The following is a 22548-nucleotide window of genomic DNA, read 5'->3' on the forward strand; positions in this document are numbered from 1 at the left end:
GATGACCGATTCCACCGATACCCAGTCGAATGCCATGTGGGGAGGGCGGTTCAGCGCCGGACCCGATGCGATCATGCAGGCAATCAACGCTTCGATCAGCTTTGACAAACGCCTTTATGCGCAAGACATTCAGGGCAGCCGCGCGCATGCCGCCATGCTTGCCGCGCAGGGCATCATATCGGGGGCGGATGCCGAGGCGATCCGGGGCGGCCTTCTGACGGTGCTTGCCGAGATCGAGGCGGGGTCGTTTCCGTTCCGGGTAGCGCTGGAAGACATCCACATGAACGTTGAAGCGCGGCTGAAGGAGATCATCGGCGCGCCTGCGGGGCGGCTTCACACGGCGCGAAGCCGCAACGATCAGGTGGCAACCGATTTTCGGCTCTGGGTGCGCGATCAATGCGACGCGGCGATTTCCGGGCTGGAAGCGCTGATCCGCGCGGCGCTGGCGCAGGCCGAGGCGGGGGCAGATTGGGTGATGCCGGGCTTCACCCATTTGCAGACCGCCCAGCCGGTGACCTGGGGCCACCACATGATGGCCTATGTCGAAATGCTGGCGCGCGATCGCTCGCGCTTCATCGACGCCCGCGCGCGGATGAACGAATGCCCCCTGGGTGCGGCGGCGCTCGCGGGAACATCCTTCCCGATCGACCGCCACGCCACGGCGGCGGCGCTCGGCTTTGACCGGCCGATGGCCAACAGCCTTGATGCGGTATCCGACCGAGATTTTGCGTTGGAGTTTCTGGCTGCCGCATCGATCTCGGCCATGCACCTTTCGCGCCTCGCGGAAGAGCTGGTGATCTGGTCTTCGGCGCAATTCCGCTTTGTCGCGCTCAGCGACCGCTGGTCCACCGGCTCGTCGATCATGCCGCAAAAGCGTAACCCCGACGCCGCCGAGCTTATCCGCGCCAAGATCGGGCGCATCCTTGGCGCATCGGTGGCGCTCTTTACCGTGATGAAAGGGTTGCCACTGACCTATTCCAAGGACATGCAGGAAGACAAGGAACAGGTCTTTGATGCCGCCGACACGCTGTTGCTGGCGCTGGCGGCAATGGAGGGAATGCTGCGCGATCTGACAGTAAACCGTGCCAATCTCGAAAGCGCGGCGTCGAGCGGGTTTTCCACCGCCACCGACCTTGCGGATTGGCTGGTGCGCGAGGCGGGGCTGCCGTTTCGCGAGGCGCATCATGTGACCGGTGCCTTGGTGGCAGTGGCCGAGGCGCGCGGCTGCGATTTGCCCGCGCTCAGCCTTGGCGACATGCAGGCGGTGCACCCGGCGATCACCGAGGCGGTGTTCGCGGTGCTCGGCGTGCACAATTCGGTAGCGTCGCGGCTGAGCCATGGCGGCACCGCGCCCGCGCAGGTGCGCGCGCAGATCGCGCGCTGGAAGGAGGTTCTCGGATGACCCGTCTCATCGCGTTTGCCGTGTTGGCGCTGGCTGGCTGCACCGACCCCGCGCTGACCGCCCGCATCAAGATGGATGATACCGGGGTGCGCGTACAGCCGGTGATCACCGGCCAGATCGGCGGGCTGACCGTGGGGGTGGCACCATGATCCGCATTGCGCTCCTGTTCGTGCTTGCCCTACCGCTTGCCGCATGCGGCATTGATGGCGCGCCGAAACCACAAGGCGGCGCGGCGACGCTGCCTGCCGGGGTTGGCCCGACCTTCGACCGCTGACCCCCCATTGATGAACGGACCCAAAGATGCCGCGCCTTGCCCGCTGCCACCCTACCCCGCCGCAAGCCTCGTGCCGGAGGCGGTGATGGATCATTTCCTTTACCGGGGCGGGGTGCTTCATGCCGAAGATGTGCCGATCCCGGAAATTGCCGCTTCGGTGGGCACACCCTTCTACGTCTATTCCACCGCGACATTGACCCGCCATTACCGGCTGTTTCAAGAGGCCCTGGCGGGGCTGCCACATCTGATCTGCTTTGCGGTCAAGGCGAATGGCAATCTGGCCGTGCTCAAGACCCTCGGCGATCTCGGCGCGGGGATGGATGTGGTTTCGGCGGGCGAATACCTGCGCGCGCGCGCCGCCGGCGTGCCGGGCAGCCGCATCGTCTTTTCCGGTGTCGGCAAGACCCGGGGCGAGTTGCGGCTGGCGCTTGCGGGCGGCATCCGGCAATTCAACGTCGAAAGCGAGCCCGAGCTTCGGGCGCTTTCCGAAATTGCCGCGAGCATGGGCCTGCGCGCGCCGATTGCGCTGCGTGTCAACCCCGACGTGGATGCCAAAACGCACGAGAAGATCGCCACTGGCAAATCGGAAAACAAGTTCGGCATCCCGATTGCCAGGGCGCGCGCCGTCTATACCGAGGCGGCGGCGCTGCCGGGTATCGACGTGGTCGGGGTCGATGTGCATATCGGCAGCCAGTTGACCGAGCTTGACCCGTTTCGGCAGGCATTCGGCAAGGTCGCCGAACTGACCCGCGCGCTGCGCGCCGATGGCCATGTCATCCGCCGTCTCGATCTGGGCGGTGGCCTTGGCATACCCTATACCCGCTCCAACGAGGCCCCGCCGCTGCCGCTCGATTACGGGCAGGTGATCCGCGAAACCGTGGGCGCGCTTGGCTGCGAGATCGAGATCGAGCCGGGGCGGTTCATTGCGGGCAACGCCGGGCTGCTGGTGGCTTCGGTGATCTGGCTGAAAGAGGGCGAGGGGCGGCGGTTCCTGATCATCGATGCGGCAATGAACGACCTCGCGCGGCCTTCGATGTATGGCGCGCATCACGACATCGTGCCGGTGCTGGAACCCGCAGCGGGGGTAGAACATGCAACCTGCGATGTGGTCGGCCCGGTCTGCGAAACCGGCGACACATTTGCCAGAGCCCGTGCCTTGCCCGCAATGGGCGAGGGCGAGCTGTTGGCCTTCCGCTCGGCGGGTGCTTACGGCGCGGTGATGGCATCGGAATATAACGCGCGGCCGCTGGTGCCCGAAGTTCTGGTGCGGGGGGATCACTTCGCCGTCATTCGGGCGCGGCCAAGCTATGACGAAATGCTGGGACGCGATACCATTCCCGCGTGGCTTTAAGGCGGGCACCGCCCGCCAGGGAGAGGCATGAAGAAAACGCACAGCCCGGTGGAAATGGCGCTGCGGCGGCTGCGGCTGCCGCTGGCATTGACTTGGGCGGGGCTTGTGGTCGAACGGGTGCTGCGCGCCTTCTGGCCGCTCCTGGCGCTGCTCGCCTGCATCTACGCGGCGCTTGCTTTTGGCGCGGCCGGGGTGCTTGGCACCCGCGCCTTGCAGGCGGCAGCGGGGCTTTCTGCGCTTGCAGGGGTGGTGGCGCTGGGCTTTGGGCTCTGGCGGTTCCGCTTGCCCGCGCGCAACGCGGCGACCCTGCGGCTTGATGCGTCGTTGCCGGGGCGGCCGATTGCGGCGATTACCGATACGATGGCGCTGGGCGGTGCAGGGGCCGACGCGCTTTGGGAGGCGCATCGGGCGCGGATGGCGGCGCGCACGGCATCCGCGCGGGCGGTGCCACCGCGCCCGGCACTTGTGCGGCGCGACCGCTTCGGGCTGCGGCTCATGGCGCTCTCGGCGCTGGCCATGGCGCTCTTGTTCGGCGCGCCACCCCGGCTTTCAGACCTTGCTCCGGTCCTTCCCGGCGGCACTTCCGGCGGTGCGGCGCTCGCGGCGATCGGGCCAAGCTGGGAGGGCTGGGCAACGCCGCCGCGCTATACCGACCGGCCGGCGCTTTACCTCAACGCGCTTGAAACCGACACGCTGAGCCTGCCCGAAGGCACGCGGCTGTCGCTGCGGCTTTACGGTGCCGCCGGGGCACTTTCGCTGGCGCAGGACGTGGGCGATCTCGCCCCTGTTGACGCCACAGCGGCAGCCGGAGCCGTGCAGGTGATCGACTGGGAGGCGGTGCGCAGCGGCACGCTCACCATCACCGGGCCGGGCGGGCGTGCCTTCGCGCTGACCGTGCTCTCAGATACCGCGCCTTTCGTGGAACCCCTGGCAGCCGCTACCCGGCGCGCCGATGGCAAGCTGTCGCAGCCGTTTCGCGCGCGTGATGATTTTGGCGTGCTGCGCGGGCGTGCGACCATAACGCTTGACCTCGCGGCGGCGGATCGACGCTATGGCCTTTTGGCCATACCCGAGCCGCGCGAACCGCTGGTGTTCGATCTGCCGCTGCCGATCACCGGAAGCCGTGCCGATTTCAGCGAAATCCTGGTTGAAGATGCGGCGCGCCACCCGTTCGCCAACCTGCCGGTGCGGCTGACGCTTTCGGTGGAAGACGGGCGCGGGCAGCAGGGCACGGCAGCACCGCTGGCGATGGAACTGCCGGGCCGGAGGTTCTTCGACCCGCTGGCGGCGGCGCTGATCGAGATGCGCCGTGATCTTTTGTGGTCGCGCGAAAATGCGCCGCGGGTGGCGCAGGTGCTGAAGGCGGTCAGCTATTTGCCCGAGGATGCCAACCTGAACGCCCGCACCTACCTGCCGCTGCGCACCCTGATCGGCCAGCTTGACGGTGCGCTGGCGCAGGGTCCACTCGCGCCGGAACTGCGTGACGAACTTGCCGAGGCGCTTTGGCTGATGGCCGAGCGGATCGAGGACGGCGGGCTTGCCGATGCGCTGGCCGAAATGCAGCGCGCCCAGCAGCGGCTTTCCGAAGCGATGCGCAACGGCGCTTCGCCCGACGAGATCGCGCGGCTGATGGCGGAGTTGAAGCAGGCCACCGACAACTACATTCGCATGTTGGCCGAGCGCGGCGCGCAGACGCCGCAAGACGAGTTTGCGCGAAACAATCAGGGCCAGCAGATCACCGGTGACCAGATTCAGCAGCTTATGGACGAGATCCAGCGGCTGATGGAAGCCGGACGGATGGCCGAGGCGCAGGAGCTGCTCAACCAGCTCGCGCAGCTTATGGAGAACCTGCAAGTGACCCAGGGCGGCGAGGGCGGCGGCCTCAGCCCCGGCCAGCAATCGCTGCGCGGGTTGGGCGAAACGCTGCGTGACCAGCAAGGGCTTTCCGACGAGCTTTTCGGCCAGATGCAGCAGCCAGGCGAGGGGCAGGAGGGCGGTGGCCAGCCGGGGCAACAACCCGGACAACCGGGCTCGGGCAGCGGCGTGGGTGGCGGGCCGGGCTCCGACGGCCTGTCTCAGCGACAGCGCGATCTGCGCCAGCGGCTTGGCCTGCAACAGGACATGTTGCCCGGCGAGGGCACGCCCGAGGGCGAATCGGTGCAGCGGCTGCTTGATGACGCGGGGCGCGCCATGGACGAGGCCGAACGCGCGCTGCGCGAGGGCGACAACCGCTTGGCGCTCGACCGCCAGGCCGAAGCGATCGAGGCTTTGCGCGAGGGCATGCGCGGACTTGGCGAGATGCTCGCCGACGAGGGGCAAAACGAACCGGGCAGATCCGGCAGGCAGCCCGGCGACGTGGCGCGCTTGCTGCCGCGCGACCCGCTTGGGCGGCAGGCAGGCGAGGGCGGACAGGTGGGCACCGACGAAACCCTGTTGCGCGGCGAAGACGTGTACCGCCGCGCCCGCGACCTGCTTGACGAAATTCGCAGGCGCAGCGGCGAACGGCTGCGCCCGGCACCCGAGCTCGATTACCTTCGGCGTCTGCTGGAGATGTTCTGAACCCCGCCCGGTCAGCTATCGGCTTGCAGCCTTGCGATCAACGCCGCCATGCTCGTATCAAGCCAGATCCGGCTGGCATCGACTGCCGCGACATAGCGCGAAAGCACCGGCTCAAGCGGCGGTGCCCAGACGGCGATGCGCGGCGCGTAGGCATAGACCCCAATTGCGCCAGCAACCAGCAAAACGACCGCAACAAAGCCGAGCCGAAACCCGGCGCGTCGCCGGGCGCGGGTTTCGGGCGCATCGAGGGATGCGCCTGGGCCGCCGCGCTCCGAACTGGCGCGCAGCGTGGAATTGATCACCTCGATATCCGGAAGCCGGTCGCGCCGCGCACCCTCGGCATCCTGGCTCTCGCCGGGATCGGGGCGCAGCCGGGCGCTGCGCTCGGCTGCTGCGGTTGTTTCGGGCGGCGATGCCACCGCAGCGGCGCGGGCCGCCAATGCTGCGGGCAGCGGCGCAAGCCCGAGGTCGGGCTGGGTTTCGAGGCTGCGGCCTTCGGCGCGGCGGGCCCGTGCCTCGCGCTCTGCCTCTTCGCGCAGAATTGCCAACAGGCTTTCGTCGAGCGTCCGCCGCGTCGCCTCGGTCTCGGCTGCGCCGGTGTCATCGTCCGTGCCATCGTCGCCGCTCAGGTCAGTGGTGGCATCCGTACCGGCATAACCTTCAGGGGCTGCGTCGGGCGGGGCAGCACCCGCCGCTGCATCGGGCGGCGGTTCCGCAATGGCCGCAATCGCGCCCCATTCCTCGTGACTGGGCAGGCCATCCGGGTCGGCGCTCGCAGCGGTTTCGGCCATCGCCTCGGGGCTTTGCTGAAACCAGGTATGGCCGCAGGCCGAACATTGCACATCGCGCCCGGCCGGGGGAATGACGTTGTCATCCACCTCGTATTGCGCGCCGCAGTTCGGGCATATCAGCCGCATCGCACCCCACGCCCACCACGAGCTACCGCCATTCTGGCATTCGCTCTGCACATGTTGTAGCAAGCAGTGGACTGATATCCAAGTCTTTGTGGCACCGCGCCCAGCGCGCACCGCAAATGACTGGCAAGGAAATGGCGAGGCGCGCGTGATCGAGTTGCAATCGGTGGCGATGAATTACGGCGGCGGCGAGCTGTTTGCCGATGTCACGCTGAAACTGGCACCGGGATCGTTTCATTTTCTCACCGGGCCTTCGGGCTCGGGCAAGACCACGCTCCTGAAACTCTGCTACGGCGAGCTGGTGCCTTCGGCGGGGCAGGTGCATCTGTTCGGGCAGGAACTGCGCCAGATGCGCCGCGACGATACCGCGCGGATGCGCCGCCGGGTCGGCGTGGTGCATCAGGATTGCAGCTTTCTCGACCATCTGCCGCTGGCTGAAAACGTGGCGCTGCCGCTGACCGTGGCGGGGCGCGCAGCCGATGCGGCGGAGCTTGCGGAACTGCTCGCCTGGGTCGGACTTGCGCCACAGGCGCAAGCGCTGCCGCCGCAATTGTCGGGCGGCGAGCGGCAGCGCGCGGCGCTGGCGCGTGCCATCATCATGTCACCTGACGTGATTCTGGCGGATGAGCCTACCGGCAACGTCGATTGGGAAATGTCGCTGCGGCTGCTGACGCTGATGGTGGAGCTGAACCGGATGGGCAAGGCGGTGCTGATCGCCACGCATGATCTGAACCTGATCCGCGCCGCCAAGTCGCAGGTTGCGGCGCGGGTGCTGCGGTTCAAGGGCCGGCGGCTGCAACTTGCGGGGGCCGACCTGTGAGCGCGCGGCAGGTGACAAGACGCCAGCCAGCGCTTGCAGCCGGGCGGGTGGTGCCGCCCTCTGGCTTTACCGCGCGGCTGACGCTTGTTTCCGCCGCCGCAATGGCCTTTCTGGCGGTATTCGCGCTGGCGTTGTCGATGGCGACAGGGCGGCTTGCGAGCCGCTGGAACGATGAACTTGCGCGCAGCGCGACGGTGCGGATTTCGGCTCCCGCCGGGCAAATGGCCGCGCAGACGGCGGCGGTGCTGGAGGTGTTGAACGCGACCCCTGGCGTTGCCTCGGCGCGGGCGCTGAGCGCAGAGGAAATGCAGGCGCTGCTTGGCCCCTGGTTCGGCCCCGATCTGCCGCTGGCAAGCCTGCCGTTGCCGCAGCTTGTCGAAATCGTCGAATCCGCCGCCGGGATCGATGCCGAGGGGCTGCGGCTGCACCTTGCCGCCGAAGCCCCCGGCGCGGTGCTTGATGATCACGCGCGCTGGCGCCGCCCGCTGGTCGAGGCCGCGGCGCGGCTCCGGTTTCTCGGCATGGTGTCGCTGGCGCTGATCGCAGTGACCACGGCGGCGATGATCGTGCTGGCGGCGCAGGCGGCGCTGGCGGCGAACGGGCAGGTGATCCGGGTGCTGCGGCTGGTGGGCGCGCGTGACCAGTTCATCGCCCGCGCCTTTGTGCGCCGCTTCACCTTGCGCGCCTTGGTGGGGTCGGCGCTCGGCACCGCGGCGGGGCTTGGTGCAATTGCGGCGCTGCCTGCGGCAGATTCCGCCGGGGGGTTTCTGACCGGGCTCGGCTTTTCGGGCGCGCAGTGGCTTGCGCCTTTCGCAATCCCGCCGCTGGCGGCGCTGGTGGCATGGGCGGCAACCCGGGCCGCGGCTTTGACAATGCTGAGGGGGATCCGATGATGCGGGCGCTGCAATACTTCCGCTCGGTGTTTTTCGTCTGCCAGATGTATCTGGCAATGGCGCTGGTGGCGACGCTGGGCCTGCCCTACGCGCTTTGGGGAGGGCGACGGGCGACCTATCGGGTGATCCACTTCTATTGCCGCTGGGTAATGGTCTCTGCCCGCATTCTGGTGGGGATACGCTGCGAAGTGCGCGGCACGCCCCCCGCGGGCGAGGTGCTGATAGCCGCCAAACACCAATCCTTTCTCGACATCCTGATGATCGTGAGCGCGCTGCCAAGCTTCAAGTTCATCATGAAGAAAGAGCTGCGCTTCGTGCCCTTCGTCGGCTGGTATGCCAAGCTCATCGGCTGCGTGCCGGTTGAGCGCGGCAAGCGCGGCCACGCGATCAAGGCGATGGTCGCGGGGGTGAAGGCCGGGCGCGAAGAGGGCGCGCCGCTGATCATCTTCTCGCAGGGTACCCGGGTCGCGGCGGGGGCGAACAAGCCCTACAAGATCGGCACCGGGGTGCTCTATCAGGAATTGGGGCAGGGTTGCGCGCCGGTTGCGGTGAATGTCGGCGTGTTCTGGCCGCGCCGCTCGATGTTGCGCCTGCCGGGGCTGGCGGTGGTGGAGTTCCTGCCGCTGATCCCGCCGGGGCTGGAAACCAGCACCTTCATGACGCGGCTCGAGGCAGAGGTTGAAGGCGCGTCGAACCGGCTGATGGCCGAGGCGGGCTTTGCGGTGCCCAAGACCTGACCTTCAGGCCATCTTCAGCGCCGCGATGCCTATGACGATCAGCAAGATACCGGTTACCCGCATTGCCGTGACCGGCTCGCTGAACAGATACACCGCCGCGATCGCGGTGCCGAGCGCGCCAATGCCGGTCCAGACGGCGTAGGCGGTACCCACCGGCAGCGACTTCATCGCATTTGCCAGCAGCACGAACGAAAGGAACGCGATCACAATGGTTCCGATGCTGGGCCAGAGGCGGGAAAAGTTGTCGGAATATTTCAGCCCGAGCGCCCAAACCACCTCGCAAACGCCGGCGAGCGTCAGCACCAGCCAAGGGTTCACGCCGCAAGCCCCTTGGCACCCATTGCGAGGTATTTGCGCCGCCGTTCCGGGACCAGATCGGGGCCTTTCTCGCGCAATTCATCCAGCAACAGCGCGATTTCGCTGCCCACTGCGGCCATTGCCGCGTTCGCGTTGCGCTGCGCGCCGCCAAGCGGTTCCGCGATGATACGGTCGATCACCCCGAGCTTCAGCAGATCTTGCGCGGTCAGCCGCAGCGCCTCGGCGGCTTCGCGCATCTTCTCGGCGTCTTTCCACAGGATCGAGGCGCAGCCCTCGGGCGAGATCACCGAATAGATCGAATGTTCGAGCATCGCCACCCGGTCGCCGGTCGCGAAGGCGACCGCGCCGCCAGATCCGCCCTCGCCGATCACCACCGAGATCAGCGGCACCTTGATTTCAAGGCACTTCTGCGTGCTGCGGGCGATGGCTTCGGCCTGCCCGCGTTCTTCGGCACCTTTGCCGGGGTAGGCACCGGGCGTATCGATGAGGGTGATGACCGGCAGGCCAAAACGATCCGCCAGATCCATCAGCCGGATCGCCTTCCTGTATCCCTCCGGGCGCGCCATGCCGAAATTGTGCTCGATGCGGCTTTTGGTGTCGTGCCCCTTTTCGTGCCCGATCACCACCACCGGCGTGTCGTTGAACCGCGCGAGGCCGCCCATCACCGCCGGGTCATCGGCAAAGTTGCGGTCACCTGCCAGCGGTGTGTATTCGGTGAAAAGCGCCTCGATATAGTCCTTGCAATGCGGCCGGTCGGGGTGCCGCGCCACCTGGCATTTGCGCCAGGGATCGAGCGATTTGTAAAGCTCGCGCAGCAGATCGGCGGCCTTCTTGTCAAGCGCCACCGCCTCTTTCTCGACATCCATCGCCTCGTTCTTGCGAGCCAGTGCGCGAAGTTCTTCGGCCTTGCCTTCGATTTCGGCCAAAGGCTTTTCGAACTCGAGATAGGTCATGGTGCACCCCGCTTGCGAACCCCGACTATATGAAACGCCGGGGCGGCAAATGCAACGGGTCGGCGCGGCCCCAAATGCCATCGCCCCGACCCTTGCGGGCCGGGGCGCGGTTTCCCTCGTGCTGGCGCCGCCTCCCCGCAGCGCCGCTCCGGGATCTCAGTTCGCGGTCAGGTCGGCTTGGCGCACGATGCCTTCGGCCTGCTTGATCGAGGCGATATCGACCAGACGGCCCTTGTAAACGGTGGCACCTTCGCCGCGCGCCTTGGCAGCCTCCATTGCGGCGAGAATTTCGCGTGCCTCGGCCACGGCGGCGGCAGAGGGGGTGAAAACTTCGTTGGCCAGCGCCACCTGTTTCGGGTGAATCGCCCATTTGCCAACCATGCCCAGCGTCGCCGAGCGGCGGGCCTGCGCGCGAAAACCCTCGTCATCCGAAAAATCGCCAAACGGCCCATCGACCGGCAGCACCCCATGCGTACGGCAGGCGGCGACAATAGCTGCCTGCGCCCAGTGCCAGGGATCGGGCCAGAATTTGGAACCCTCGCGCAGCATGTAGTAATTTTCCTGAATGCCGCCGATGCCGGTCGTTGCCATGCCCATCGAGGCGGCAAAATCGGCGGCCCCAAGGCTCATCGCCTGCAACCGGGGCGACGAGGCGGCGATTTCCTCGACATGGGCAATGCCCGCCGCCGATTCGACGATGACCTCAAGGCTGATCCGCTTCTTGCGGCCCTTGGCGGCCTCGATCGCGGCGACCAGCGCATCGACCGCGTACACATCCGCCGCACAGCCGACCTTGGGGATCATGATCTGGTCGATCCGCTCGCTTCCCTGCTCCAACAGGTCCACCACGTCACGATACCAGAAGGGCGTATCCAGCCCGTTGATCCGCACCGACAGGTGCTTGGAGCCCCAGTTCACCTCGTGACTGGCGGCAATGATATTGGCGCGGGCAGTCGGCTTGTCGTCCGGTGCCACCGAATCCTCGAGATCAAGGTTGATCACGTCTGCCGCGCTTGCCGCCATCTTCTCGAAAAGCGCCGCGCGCGAGCCGGGGCCGAAGAGCTGGCAACGGTTTGGGCGGGCTGGCGCGGGCGGCTGGATGCGGAAGCTCATCGGCAGGGTCTCTCGCAACGAAGTTTCATGGCTGGCACCGCGCGTGATAGATTGTTGCGCGGCCGAGTGCAAGGCGGTTTCGCGCCCGCAGCGCGCGGATTCTGCATCGCGGCAGGTCTTGACGTCAACCGCCCGCCCGCGCCCTATGCGCCCGCACCGATCCCCGGGGGTAATCCATGAGTCTGATCGCCACACCAGAAACCTTCCGCCTGCGCGAGGTTTTCACCATCTCTCGCGGCAGCCGAACCGAGGCGAAGGTGTTGACCGTACATCTGTCGCGCGGCGGGTTCACCGGCTGGGGCGAATGCGTGCCCTACGCGCGCTACGGTGAAAGCCTCGAAAGCGTCACCGCGCAAATCGAAGGACTTCCCGAGGGCGTCACGCGCGAAGCCTTGCAGCGCCTGCTGCCGCCCGGTGCGGCGCGTAACGCGGTGGATTGCGCGCTTTGGGACCACGCTGCAAAGGCCGCCGGGCGGCGCGTCTGGCAACTTGCGGGGCTGGCGGAACCCGTGCCGCAAACCACCGCCTATACGCTCTCGCTCGATAGCCCCGAAAACATGCGCGCCGCCGCCGCACGCAACGCCCAGCGCCCGATCCTCAAGATCAAGCTTGGCACCCCTGATGACATGGCGCGGATTGAGGCGGTGCGGGCTGGCGCGCCCAAGCCCACCATCATCGTGGACGCCAACGAAGGCTGGAGCGCCGAGGTTTACGCCGATCTCGCGCCGCACCTTCTGCGCCTTGGCGTGGCGATGGTGGAGCAACCCCTTCCAGCCGGCAAAGACGACATGCTGGCCGAAATAGCCCGGCCGCTGCCCGTCTGCGCCGATGAAAGCTGCCACGATCGGGCGACACTGGCACCGCTCAAGGGCAAATACGACCTCGTCAACATCAAGCTCGACAAGACCGGCGGGCTGACCGAAGCGCTGGCGCTGCGCGACGCCGCACGCGCGGCGGGGTTTGGCGTGATGGTGGGCAGCATGGTCGGCACCAGCCTGGCCATGGCCCCCGCCGTGCTGGTGGCGCAGGGTGCGCTTTACACAGACCTTGACGGCCCGCTGCTTCTGGCCGAAGACCGCGCCAACCCGCTGCATTACGAGGCGGGGCAGGTCTACCCGCCCGAAGTGGCGCTCTGGGGATGAACGTGATGAGCAGAACCGTCTATGTGAATGGTGCCTATGTCGCCGAAGAAGACGCCATGGTTTCAGTCTTCGACCGTGGGTTCCTCATGGCCGACGGGGTCTATGAGGTGACCTCGGTTCTGGGCGGCAAGCTGATCGACTTTGCCGGACACGCCGCCCGCCTTGCGCGCAGCCTGCAAGAGTTGGAAATGGCCGCCCCGGTCAGTGATGCCGAACTGCTGGCGATCCACCGCGAACTGGTGGCGCGCAACGCGGTGGTCGATGGCATGGTTTACCTCCAGATCACCCGCGGCAACCCAGGTGATCGCGATTTTGCCTGGCCCGACCCTGCATTGGTGCCCTCAACGCTGGTGCTCTTCACCCAGTCAAAGCCCGGTGTGGCCGACACCCCGCAGGCGAAAACCGGAATCCGGGTGATCAGCATCGACGATATCCGCTGGGGTCGGCGCGACATCAAGACGGTGCAGTTGCTCTACCCCTCGATGGGCAAGATGATGGCGAAGAAGGCGGGGGTCGATGACGCCTGGCTGGTCGAGGATGGCTTCGTGACCGAGGGCACCTCGAACAACGCCTATATCGTCAAGGGCGGCCAGATCATTACCCGCCAGCTTGGCAACGACATCCTGCACGGCATCACCCGCGCCGCAGTGCTGCGCTTCGCCCGCGAGGCGCAGATGGAAGTGGTCGAGCGGCCATTTACCGTGGCCGAAGCGAAGGCGGCGGACGAGGCTTTCATCACCTCTGCATCGGCTTTCGTGATGCCGGTTGTCGAGATCGACGGCACCGCGATCGGCCCCGGCAAACCCGGCCGCATCGCCACCCGACTGCGCGAGATTTACCTTGAGGAGGCGCGCAAGGCGGGGGTGTGAGGGGCGGGCTCGTTAAATTCGGATGACTTCGGGTGTCAAATGCGATCTGGGCGCAACTGGTTTGCAATCTGGCTTTTGCCGAAACAATCAACGAAGGTCATAGATTTTGGTGCGAGGGTCCGCTAACTGCCAACCCTTCAGGGTATACCTGTTATATTCGGTGAGGAAATCGTCTGACAGTACCCGCAGTTGAAAGGTATCGCCATAATCGATTAGCGCAGCGCTAAAACTTGCTTCGCCACCGACGCCCCCCACGATCAGATACGGCGCGGCACCCGGCACTTCAACGCGCTCAAGGTGGTCGTCCCAACCCGACGCCCAACCCAAGCGAGGGACCAAGGTTTTATTGCCATAGGCAGTGTTACCAATCGCCCCATACCCCGGGTCTCCGTACTCATATTGGTGAGCAACCGTCTCCCAAGCACGGCGGAACAGCTCCTTTGTCAGAGGCGGGTGAAAAGCCGCATCGAGTTGAATGCCCCATGCGTTCAACTGACCGACTTCGTCAACGACGAAGACATCGTCTGGACCTTTGGACATCATGGCCGCCGCCAACTCGATCGGAAAGTTTTCTTTGGTTGACGAAAGCAGATAAGCGCGTCAGCGCAAGCAGGTCACGCATGCCAGACTCGGCCTCGCTAGCCGGAATCAGTTCCCTGCCGGAGAAGTTGATGTACGGGGCGTGAAAGCCAAGCCGAGATGTGGGAGACAAGGTTCTTTTCGGGCCTGCTTCCCAACCCGGCAAATTATCCTCCGGATTCCAGTCGAAAAGCACATCCTCGGGGTGCTCGGAGCTTCCCGCCATGAAAGCAATTGCACATGCCGAATAACACTCGCCTCCGGTTTCGACCCTTGTGGCGAACCTGCCCTGTATCAACCTCGCGATCTCGATTCCGGCGAGATAGGAACCGCCGGGACCAGCGAGGCACACGGTACGAGGCCAGACGCCGAGCAAGTCGTTCGGGCTGCGCGAAAACGTCGCTTTGTCTTGGGCGACGAGACGTTCAGACAAGATTGCGAACGCGCCGAGATCTTCCATTGTTAGCCTGCCGATTACCCGAATGTCGCAGTTGGCATCACCGTCAACGGCCACGACTTCCGCATCAGCTACAGAGGCGGAAAACGCCGATACAAATAGAACGGCGAAAATTCGGAGCATTCGGCTTAACTGGCTCATTTCTGCGTCCCCAGCGATTTCCAATAGTCAGACGGTAGATTCGATGCGGGGGGAGTCCAAGAGGAAACCGAAAATCACGGGTGCCAACGCGACTGTGAGTGCCCAATGCGCGCTGAGTGGCCACCCGACTGCGCGAAATCTATCTGGACGAGGCGCGCAAATCGGCGGTGTGAAGGGGCAACAAACGGGCCGCAGTCAGCGGCCCGTCCGCCACACCGTTTCCAGATGCGCGGGTCAGCTTGCCAGCGCCATGTTTGCCAGCACAGGCTGGTAATACTGCCCGCCCACGCGGTCCAACAGCCACAGCTCATTCTGGCCGCCGTTCCCGTACTGCACCTCTGCCGCGCTCACGCCTTGCAGCACCGCCAGCGTCTCGCCGTTCAGCTGGACTTCGCAACCGCTGCCGTCGCCCAGATCGACCAGTTGCAGCAGCGGCGACGCTGGCAGATCCGAGGTGTTGATGAACAGGGATTCGGTCGCGGGGTCAAAATCGGTGATGGTGACTGCAGCGTCGCCCGGCTGCCAGACAGAGTAGAAGCTGTCCACGCCGTCGCCGCCCTCCATCGTGTCGCCGTCATCGCCCAGCAGGTCATCGTCGCCGGCCCAGCCCTGCAACAGATCGGCGGCATTGGCGCCCTCGTGGTCAAGCGCCCAGAGCTCATCATCGCCAAAGCCGCCATTCAGCGTATTGGCGCCTTCAAAGTCGACAAGAAAGTCGTGCCCGGAACTGCCGCGCACCACATCATTGCCCAAAAGCGCCTCGACAATCGGGATCACCCCGGCGGCGTTGGTGTACATCGGAATGCCCATCACCACCGCGACCGGCACCGACCACCAGGCATCCGCCCCCATGATCCGCTCCATCAGATCTTGCGGCACATAGCCGTGGATCAAGGCACCCGTGCCGATGCCGGGAATGATCCACATCCAGACACGCGCGAAGATCTCGCGCACCGCTTCCAGCCCAAGCTTGTAGCGATCGGTCCAGCCCCGGCGTTCACCCGCAACCGCCACTGGCGCTGTGGCACCGGAATGGATGTCGCACACCCAGGGCTGCAACCAGCCTTCCAGATGGGACTTGCCGATCACGAAGCCCGCCACGATCGCAATGCCGAGGCCGAACAGAAGGTAGGTTACCGCAACCTCCCAGCCGACAAGGCCGACCAGCAGCACCACCGCCACCTCGTTTACCATCGGTGCCGCGATCAGGAACGAGAAGGTGACACCGAGCGGCACCCCCGCCGAGACGAAACGATGAACAACAGCACCGCAGAGCACGAGCAGAACGGGGTCAGGATGCCGAGGCTTGCCGACAACACGTTGCCCATGCCTTCGCGTTTGCCCGTAAGCACGGCGCGGGTCTTTTCGGGCGAAAAGAAGCTGCGAACAACGCCCATCGCAAACACGATCAGCGGAAGCAGCAGCATCACCTTGGGCACATCGTAAAAGAAGAATGCCAGCGCTTCGCCCGTGTGGCTGTGGCGGTCCACCGGCAACAGCGACACCACACAAGAACCGAGAACGGAATCAACTGGCCTTAAACCAGCCACCAGGCCACGGCAAAGGCCACAACGCCCACCGTCCAGAGCCACGCCGGGGCCGCGCCCTGCGGGGCGTCGTTTGCTTGCACACTCATGCCGCATGCCTTTCGCCGGGGTTCTCTGCCGCCATCACGGCCTGCACGACCGCGTAAACCTTTGGCGACAGATCGGGGTCGATCCGAAAGCGCACCCATTGCGCATCGCGTCGGTCCACCACCAGACCCGCTTGCCGGAGCACCTGCATGTGCCGCGACATCCGGCTTTGCGATGTGCCAAGCCGCTTCATCAATTCACAAACGCAATGCTCGGACCCATCCCAGAGAATTCGGACGGCGGCGAGACGGGTCGGTTCGGCGAGGGCGGAAAGGACGGGCAACACCATTTCATGCTCCAATCAGCATGTGCGCAAAAGCCCATATAGTGGAATCCGGGACACATGAAAGCGACGCGATGCGGGACGCCATGGTCCTGCGGCCGCCATCCGCCGGTGCCGCGCGAATGTTCAGCTTTGCCCGAGGTCCGCAGAACCAAGAGAGGGCCAGAAGCCGACCAGCGTAGGCAACACCGCCGCGGCACCGCTGAAATCCTCGCCCGCGGTATAAAGGCTTGGGGTGATCACCACAGGCAGACCCGCCGCCAGCGCCGAGCAGAGCCCGTTGCGGCTATCCTCGAAGGCCAGCGCGTCGTGTGGCGATACGCCCAGCCTTTCGAGCGCAAGCAGATAGACATCGGGGGCTGGCTTCTTGGCCGCGACCTCGTCTCCTGCGGCGATGACATCGAACAGATCGGTGGCCGGTTTGCCCCAGCAGGCACGACACAGGGCTTCGACATTGGCGGGGCTTGTGGTGGTCGCGACAGCCAGCGCCAGCCCCTCGCTCCGTGCCCGCGCGATCAGCGCTGCCACGCCAGGTCGCAGCTGCAACGCGCCCGCCGAAAGCAACCTGCCATAGTGGGCAGTCTTGGCCTGATGCAGCCGCGCGATGCTTGCCGGATCTGGCCCGGCCGCGCCCCGCTCATCGCACCAGGCGCGCATCCGCTCCTTTCCGCCGGTGACCTTCAGCAAGCGCCGATAGCTGGGCTGATCCCAGCGCCAGTCCAGCCCGGCATCGGCGAAGGTGGCGTTGAAGGCGGCGCGGTGCAGCTCTTCCGTTTCGGCCAGCGTGCCATCAACATCGAAAATCAAGGCGCGCGGCAGGGTCATCCGAAGACCTCTGCGGCGAAGGCGGGAAGCCGGGAGAAATCGCCAAAGGCAAAACGATGCGGCAGTTCGGCAACCGGGGTCTTGCGATAGCCTTCGGTGTAAAGCGCAAAGGGTATGCCCGCGCGCATGGCGGTTTCGGCGTCCACCTCGCTGTCACCCACATAAAGGCAACGCTCCGGTACCGCCCCCAGCGCCGCAATTGTCGCAAACAGGGGGGCGGGGTCCGGCTTGCGAACCGACAGGCTGTCACCGCCAAGGATCGCCGCAAAGCGGTTCAGCAGCCCCAGATGCGCCAGAACCGCGCGGGCCGGGGCAGCGGGCTTGTTGGTGCAGACGCCCAGAACAAATCCGCGCTCGGCCAACCGGTCGAGCGCCGCAACCACGCCCGGATAGGGCAGGGTCAGCCCGACAGCAGTTTCATAGCGGGCCTCGAAGCGGTGGACGAGCGCCGCATGGCGCGGCCCGGTCGGGTCGTCACCGATGGTTTCAAGGATGCGGGTGACCAGTTGAGGTACGCCCTTGCCGATAAAACTGCGGATCTGGTCAAATGTCAGCGCAGGCAGGCCATCTTCGGCCAGAAGCGCGTTCGAGGCGGCGTGAATGTCCGGCGCGCTGTCAATCAGCGTGCCGTCCAGGTCGAAGACCACCGCTTCCCTGTGGGTTCCGCTGGTCGCGGTCTGACTCGCCACGACCGTCAGAGCGCTGCCATTGCCGCAGCGCGAATTGCGCGGATGTTGGCACCGTAGACCTCCGGCCTGTCAACCGAGCCGCCCTTGAACACGGCGGAGCCTGCCACGAAGCAATCCGCCCCGGCGGCGACCAGCGGTCCGACCGTGGTCGGGTCCACTCCGCCGTCGATCTGGATGTGAATCGGTCGATCGCCGATCATCGCCCGAACCTTGCGGGTTTTCTCGATCGCCGAAGGGATGAACTTTTGCCCGCCAAAGCCCGGGTTCACGCTCATCACCAGCACCATGTCGAGCAGATCGAGCAGATGCTCGATGCTCTCGGCCGGGGTGCCCGGGTTGAGGCTCACACCTGCCTTCTTGCCCGTGGCCCTGATCGCCTGAAGCGTGCGGTGAATATGCGGCCCCGCCTCGATATGGGCGGTGATCAGGTCGGCCCCGGCGTCGGCATAGGCCTCGATGAAGGGGTCGACCGGCGCGATCATCAGATGCACGTCCATGAAGGTTTTCACATGCGGACGAAAGGCCTTCACCGCTGGCGGGCCGAAGGTGAGGTTGGGCACAAAATGACCGTCCATCACGTCGACATGCACCCAGTCGGCCCCCTGGGCCTCGATGGCGCGGATCTCGGCACCGAAATTGGCGAAATCGGCGGAGAGAATCGACGGAGCAATCTTGATCTTGCGGTCGAATGTCATGGCATTTTCCCCTGTGTTGCTCTGGGCGGGAGGTGACTCCCGCCCGATCTGCGCAATCTGGCGCAGGTTACTTCGCGCCGAGCTTCTCGCGCCAGCCCGGATAAAGCGTGTCGGCGTCTTTTGCAAAGCTGTGGAAAGCGCCTGCCAGTTCCTTGTGATCCTTGGCGTAGGTTACAAGGTCCACGCCCGCCATCCAGGCATCATGCGCCTGCTGGAGCGACCGGGCCCCCGCAGTGCCGCCATCGATATGGCCGAAAGCACCGCCGCCCGAGGTCTGGATGACATTCGAGTGGCCGAGGTTATCAAAGAACCCGGGCAGGCGCAGCGCGTTCATGCCGCCCGAAATGATCGGGGTGGTGGCTTTCATGCCATACCATTCCTGATGGTAGAACGGGCCATCGGCCGCATCGCGCTCGAGCATGTAGGCGATGATCCTGTCGTCAGCCTCGCCCTCCATCTTGCCGTAGCCCATGGTGCCGGTGTGTATGCCCGAGGCACCGGAAAGACGACTCATCTTGCAATGCACGAAGGCGGTGTAGCCACGCTTGGATTGCGGCGAGGTCACAGCGCCATGGCCAGCCCGGTGATAATGCAGGAACTGGTTGGGGAACGACCGGCGCGCGGTGGTAATCGCCGCGGGGCCAGCCACATAGCCATCGACGAGGAAAGCCACGTGATCGGCATTTTCGCCGAAGGTCTCGAGGATGTATTCGCCACGGGCGAGCATTTCGTAATGGTCATCGGCGGTGATGTTGGCCGAGAAGAGCTTGGCCTCGCCGGTCTTGTCCTGCGCGCGCTTCATCGCGTCGGATACGAGCTTGATGGTTTCGCGCAGCGGCGCGAAGACCTGGTTGCCCTGGGGCTCGTCGTTCTTGATGAAATCGCCGCCAAGCCAGAAATCATAGCAGGCATCGGCAAAGGGCTTGGGGCGCAGGCCGAGCTTCGGCTTGATGATGGTGCCGATCACCATGCCGCCGTTGACGATCGGGCGGCCGAGCACGCGCCACATGCTTTCGATGTTCATCGCTGGCCCGTCATAGAGGCGCAGGTAGGCGGGTGGCACATGGAAATCGTGCATCTTGGCGTATTCGACATCACCCATGCCCTGGTTGTTGCCGATCGTGAGCGTGAGGAACGAGGCGAGCATGGCGCGCCCGTCGATTATGTTGCGGTCAAACAATTCGACCGGGTAGGCGATTTTCATCACCCCTTTGGCTTCGTCGATCTCGTAGACGAGCGCATCGACGCCGCGGGTGAAATCGTCGGTGGTCGAAACCTCCACATTGGTTCCGGTCGAGCTTTCTGCGGCAAAGTGGGCGGCGGTCTCGAGGTAGCTACCAAAGCCTGCCTTGGGCTTCATGATGTAGGCGCAAAGCACATGGCGCCCGGCGGCGATCAGGTCGGCTTCCTTCAGCTGCAGATTGGCGTAGCGGTTTGATTGGTCCATTGGTCTTCTCCTGTGACTGGCTGGCGGCCAGATGGGCCTTACGAAACGGTCGGGTCGAGGCTTCCTGCGGCATAGCGCTTGGCCATGTCGTCCTGCGCGATCACCTTGATCTTGCTGGCTTGACCGGCGGTGCCAAAGGCTTCGAGCCGGGCGCGGCAAAGGTCGCGCATCGCGTCCATTGCGGGTTTGAGGAACTTGCGGGGGTCGAATTCCTTGGGGTTGGTGACCGCGATCTTGCGGAACTGCCCGGTCATCGCCATCCGGCAATCGGTGTCGATGTTGACCTTGCGCACGCCGTGCCGGATGCCGCGAACGATCTCCTCCACCGGAACGCCGAAGGTCTGCGGCATCTCGCCACCGAACTCGTTGATGATGTCCTGCAATTCCTGCGGCACGCTGGAGGAGCCATGCATCACGAGGTGGGTATTGGGCAGTTTCTTGTGGATCGCCTCGATCACGCTCATCGCCAGAATGTCGCCGGTGGGCTTGCGTGAAAACTTGTAGGCACCGTGGCTGGTGCCGCAGGCAATCGCCAGCGCATCGACCTTGGTCCGGCGCACGAAATCGACCGCCTGATCGGGGTCGGTCAGCAACTGGCTGTGATCGAGCTTGCCGACCGCCCCGTGGCCGTCTTCGGCCTCGCTCTCGCCGGTTTCCAGCGAACCCAGAACCCCAAGCTCACCCTCGACGCTCGCCCCTACCCAATGCGCCATGCGGCTGACGCGCTCGGTGATCTCGACGTTGTAATCGTAGCTGGCCGGGGTCTTGGCGTCGCCCATCAGGCTGCCGTCCATCATCACCGAGGTGAAGCCGTGGCGGATCGCCGACATGCAGGTGGCTTCGTTGTTGCCGTGGTCCTGATGCATGCAGAGCGGTATCTGCGGGTAGATCGCGGCCAGCGCCTCGATCATCTTGGCCAGCATGACGTCATTGGCATAGGACCGCGCGCCGCGGCTTGCCTGAATGATCACCGGCGCATCGACCGCTTTAGCGGCCTCCATGATCGCCAGCCCCTGTTCCATGTTGTTGATGTTGAAGGCGGGCACGCCGTAGCCATGTTCAGCGGCGTGATCCAGCAGTTGGCGAAGGGTGATGAGCGCCATGATGATCTCCTCAAGCTGCGGTTGGGGCGGCATCAAGCGCCGCGATGCCGGGAAGCACGCGCCCCTCCAGCCATTCCAGAAAGGCCCCACCGGCGGTGGAGACATAGGTGAATTGCGCGGTCACCCCGGCGGCGTTGAGCGCCGCAACGGTATCGCCGCCACCCGCCACCGAAACGCACAGCCCGGCGCGGGTCAGATCGGCGGCGGTGCGGGCAAGTGCCACGGTCGCCGCATCAAAGGGTTCCATCTCGAAGGCTCCAAGCGGGCCGTTCCAGAGAATGGTCCTGGCCCCCGCCAGAACATCGCGGAAGGCGGCAACGGCCGCAGGCCCGGCATCAAGGATCATCGCGTCGGCCGGGCAGGCATTGGCAGCCACGGTCTCGCTCGCGGCCCTGGCCTTGAATTCGCGCGCCACCACCACATCGGCGGGAAGATGAATCGTGCAGCCATGTTTCGCCGCAAGGGCGCGGATCGCCTTGACCGTTTCCACCTGGTCGGCCTCGTGCAGCGAGCGGCCCATCGGCGCGCCGTCGGCAAAGAGAAAGGTATTGGCCATGCCGCCGCCGACAATCACATGATCGACCTTGGTCACCAGATGTTTCAGCACCGCGATCTTGGAACTGACCTTGGCACCGCCGACAATTGCCACCGAAGGTGGTTGCGGCACCTCAAGCGCGCGGGTCAGGGCGGCAAGCTCGGCCATCATCAGCGGGCCGGCGGTCGCTTGCATCAGCTCCGCGATCGCGGCGGTCGAGGCATGGGCGCGATGCGCGCAGGAAAAGGCGTCGTTCACATAGATGTCGCCCAGCGCCGCGAGGCGGGCGGCAAGCGCCGCGTCGTTCCTTTCCTCGCCTGGCTCAAAACGGACGTTCTCGACCAGCAGCACCTGCCCGGGCTGCAGCGCTGCCGCCGCCTCGCCTGCCTCGTCGAGGCTGGCGAACTTGACAGGGCAGCCAAGCGCGCGGCTAAGATCGTCGCGGATATAGCGCAGCGACAGTGCCGGATCGGTCGCCCCCTTGGGGCGGCCGAAATGCGAAAGGATAACCAGCGCCGCGCCGCGCGCCAAGAGCGGTTTCATGCCTTCGGCAAAGCGGGTGATGCGGGTGGCATCCGACACGCGCCCCTCGGCCATCGGCACGTTGAGGTCGGCGCGCACCACCAGACGCCTGCCCGCCACATCGAGATCGGTGATGGCGCGGATACTCACAGCAGCTTCCCCATTGCGACGGCGGTATCGGCCATGCGGTTTGAGAAGCCCCATTCGTTGTCGTACCAGCTGAGGATGCGGACCATGCGGGCGTCGAGCACCTTGGTCTGGTCGATGTGGAAGATCGACGAGCGCGGATCGTG

At 65.4% G+C, this 22548-nt stretch carries 24 protein-coding genes and 2 pseudogenes; 10 read left to right on the forward strand and 16 right to left on the reverse strand.

Translation table 11 applies throughout. The features are described from left to right. The first annotated feature begins 1 nt into the window (after position 1). From argH to Q8J98_RS08565, 5 genes are all read left to right on the forward strand, one after another. On the forward strand, positions 2–1402 hold the full coding sequence (gene argH, locus Q8J98_RS08545) for an argininosuccinate lyase (protein ID WP_305293970.1): 1401 nt from the start codon (positions 2–4) through the stop codon (positions 1400–1402). Then, positions 1399–1551 carry a hypothetical protein gene (locus Q8J98_RS08550; protein ID WP_305184310.1) on the forward strand — a complete coding sequence of 51 codons (153 nt, stop codon included), beginning with the start codon at positions 1399–1401 and terminating at the stop codon, positions 1549–1551. The genes argH and Q8J98_RS08550 overlap by 4 nt, the downstream gene beginning before the upstream one ends. Beyond that, entirely contained in the window at positions 1548–1676 is a 129-nt protein-coding gene (locus tag Q8J98_RS08555; RefSeq protein WP_305293971.1) for a hypothetical protein, read from the forward strand. The genes Q8J98_RS08550 and Q8J98_RS08555 overlap by 4 nt, the downstream gene beginning before the upstream one ends. Positions 1677–1761: 85 nt before the next feature. Continuing rightward, a complete protein-coding gene (gene lysA / locus Q8J98_RS08560) occupies positions 1762–3027 on the forward strand; it encodes a diaminopimelate decarboxylase (protein ID WP_305184312.1) in 1266 nt (421 codons plus the stop codon). A gap of 27 nt (positions 3028–3054) precedes the next feature. Then, positions 3055–5586, forward strand: coding sequence for a DUF4175 domain-containing protein (locus Q8J98_RS08565; RefSeq protein WP_305293972.1), 2532 nt, complete (start codon positions 3055–3057; stop codon positions 5584–5586). Between the two features lie 11 nt (positions 5587–5597). Here the strand turns inward: Q8J98_RS08565 and Q8J98_RS08570 are convergent, their stop codons facing one another. Continuing rightward, positions 5598–6503: a zinc-ribbon domain-containing protein gene (locus Q8J98_RS08570; RefSeq protein ID WP_305293973.1), complete on the reverse strand. Its 906-nt coding sequence runs from the start codon at positions 6501–6503 to the stop codon at positions 5598–5600. Between the two features lie 145 nt (positions 6504–6648). Here Q8J98_RS08570 and Q8J98_RS08575 point away from each other — a divergent pair, with 145 nt between their 5' ends. The 3 genes from Q8J98_RS08575 to Q8J98_RS08585 are packed head-to-tail and all read left to right on the forward strand — an operon-like array spanning position 6649 to position 8950. Then, complete coding sequence (locus Q8J98_RS08575; protein WP_305293974.1) at positions 6649–7320, forward strand: cell division ATP-binding protein FtsE; 672 nt, start codon at positions 6649–6651, stop codon at positions 7318–7320. An 11-nt stretch (positions 7321–7331) separates the two neighbouring features. Then, the gene (locus Q8J98_RS08580; protein WP_305293975.1) at positions 7332–8213 is read left to right on the forward strand and encodes an ABC transporter permease; all 882 of its coding nucleotides are present in this window, start codon (positions 7332–7334) and stop codon (positions 8211–8213) included. Next, positions 8210–8950, forward strand: a complete 741-nt coding sequence (locus tag Q8J98_RS08585; RefSeq protein ID WP_305293976.1) for a 1-acyl-sn-glycerol-3-phosphate acyltransferase — start codon at positions 8210–8212, stop codon at positions 8948–8950. The genes Q8J98_RS08580 and Q8J98_RS08585 overlap by 4 nt, the downstream gene beginning before the upstream one ends. A 3-nt stretch (positions 8951–8953) precedes the next feature. Here Q8J98_RS08585 and Q8J98_RS08590 read toward each other — a convergent pair whose 3' ends face one another. From Q8J98_RS08590 to Q8J98_RS08600, 3 genes are all read right to left on the reverse strand, one after another. Beyond that, on the reverse strand, positions 8954–9268 hold the full coding sequence (locus Q8J98_RS08590) for a multidrug efflux SMR transporter (RefSeq protein WP_305293977.1): 315 nt from the start codon (positions 9266–9268) through the stop codon (positions 8954–8956). Next, positions 9265–10221 carry an acetyl-CoA carboxylase carboxyltransferase subunit alpha gene (locus Q8J98_RS08595; protein WP_305293979.1) on the reverse strand — a complete coding sequence of 319 codons (957 nt, stop codon included), beginning with the start codon at positions 10219–10221 and terminating at the stop codon, positions 9265–9267. Before Q8J98_RS08595 ends, Q8J98_RS08590 begins: the two co-directional genes overlap by 4 nt. 156 nt (positions 10222–10377) lie before the next feature. Beyond that, on the reverse strand, positions 10378–11334 hold the full coding sequence (locus Q8J98_RS08600) for an L-malyl-CoA/beta-methylmalyl-CoA lyase (RefSeq protein ID WP_305293980.1): 957 nt from the start codon (positions 11332–11334) through the stop codon (positions 10378–10380). A gap of 176 nt (positions 11335–11510) precedes the next feature. Here Q8J98_RS08600 and dgcA point away from each other — a divergent pair, with 176 nt between their 5' ends. Beyond that, positions 11511–12476, forward strand: coding sequence for an N-acetyl-D-Glu racemase DgcA (gene dgcA, locus Q8J98_RS08605; protein ID WP_305293982.1), 966 nt, complete (start codon positions 11511–11513; stop codon positions 12474–12476). 5 nt (positions 12477–12481) lie between these two features. Then, the gene (locus tag Q8J98_RS08610) at positions 12482–13345 is read left to right on the forward strand and encodes a D-amino-acid transaminase (RefSeq protein WP_305293983.1); all 864 of its coding nucleotides are present in this window, start codon (positions 12482–12484) and stop codon (positions 13343–13345) included. An 87-nt stretch (positions 13346–13432) separates the two neighbouring features. Here the strand turns inward: Q8J98_RS08610 and Q8J98_RS08615 are convergent, their stop codons facing one another. From Q8J98_RS08615 to Q8J98_RS08665, 12 genes and pseudogenes are all read right to left on the reverse strand, one after another. After that, a complete protein-coding gene (locus Q8J98_RS08615) occupies positions 13433–13885 on the reverse strand; it encodes a hypothetical protein (RefSeq protein WP_305293984.1) in 453 nt (150 codons plus the stop codon). Next, positions 13851–14522 carry a hypothetical protein gene (locus Q8J98_RS08620; protein WP_305293985.1) on the reverse strand — a complete coding sequence of 224 codons (672 nt, stop codon included), beginning with the start codon at positions 14520–14522 and terminating at the stop codon, positions 13851–13853. Before Q8J98_RS08620 ends, Q8J98_RS08615 begins: the two co-directional genes overlap by 35 nt. Before the next feature lie 234 nt (positions 14523–14756). Then, positions 14757–15332 carry a hypothetical protein gene (locus Q8J98_RS14795; RefSeq protein ID WP_370868074.1) on the reverse strand — a complete coding sequence of 192 codons (576 nt, stop codon included), beginning with the start codon at positions 15330–15332 and terminating at the stop codon, positions 14757–14759. After that, positions 15309–15949: pseudogene (locus Q8J98_RS08625) on the reverse strand (permease); the annotation flags it as partial. The pseudogene Q8J98_RS08625 and the gene Q8J98_RS14795, both read right to left, overlap by 24 nt. Positions 15950–16154: 205 nt before the next feature. After that, positions 16155–16445, reverse strand: a complete 291-nt coding sequence (locus Q8J98_RS08630; protein ID WP_305293986.1) for a helix-turn-helix transcriptional regulator — start codon at positions 16443–16445, stop codon at positions 16155–16157. 120 nt (positions 16446–16565) lie between these two features. Beyond that, positions 16566–17258: an HAD family hydrolase gene (locus Q8J98_RS08635; protein WP_305293994.1), complete on the reverse strand. Its 693-nt coding sequence runs from the start codon at positions 17256–17258 to the stop codon at positions 16566–16568. A gap of 2 nt (positions 17259–17260) precedes the next feature. Then, on the reverse strand, positions 17261–17911 hold the full coding sequence (gph, locus tag Q8J98_RS08640) for a phosphoglycolate phosphatase (protein ID WP_305293987.1): 651 nt from the start codon (positions 17909–17911) through the stop codon (positions 17261–17263). 47 nt (positions 17912–17958) lie between these two features. Continuing rightward, positions 17959–18648, reverse strand: a complete 690-nt coding sequence (rpe, locus tag Q8J98_RS08645; RefSeq protein ID WP_305184327.1) for a ribulose-phosphate 3-epimerase — start codon at positions 18646–18648, stop codon at positions 17959–17961. A 67-nt stretch (positions 18649–18715) separates the two neighbouring features. Next, complete coding sequence (locus Q8J98_RS08650) at positions 18716–20095, reverse strand: ribulose-bisphosphate carboxylase (protein WP_305293988.1); 1380 nt, start codon at positions 20093–20095, stop codon at positions 18716–18718. A 38-nt stretch (positions 20096–20133) separates the two neighbouring features. After that, entirely contained in the window at positions 20134–21198 is a 1065-nt protein-coding gene (fba, locus tag Q8J98_RS08655) for a class II fructose-bisphosphate aldolase (RefSeq protein ID WP_305293989.1), read from the reverse strand. A gap of 10 nt (positions 21199–21208) precedes the next feature. Next, positions 21209–22405, reverse strand: coding sequence for a phosphoglycerate kinase (pgk, locus tag Q8J98_RS08660; protein WP_305293990.1), 1197 nt, complete (start codon positions 22403–22405; stop codon positions 21209–21211). Beyond that, positions 22402–22548: pseudogene (locus tag Q8J98_RS08665) on the reverse strand (erythrose-4-phosphate dehydrogenase); the annotation flags it as partial. The gene pgk and the pseudogene Q8J98_RS08665, both read right to left, overlap by 4 nt.

It is taken from the genome of Phaeovulum sp. (genome assembly GCF_030684035.1).
In the GTDB taxonomy this organism is placed as follows: Bacteria; Pseudomonadota; Alphaproteobacteria; order Rhodobacterales; family Rhodobacteraceae; genus UBA6213.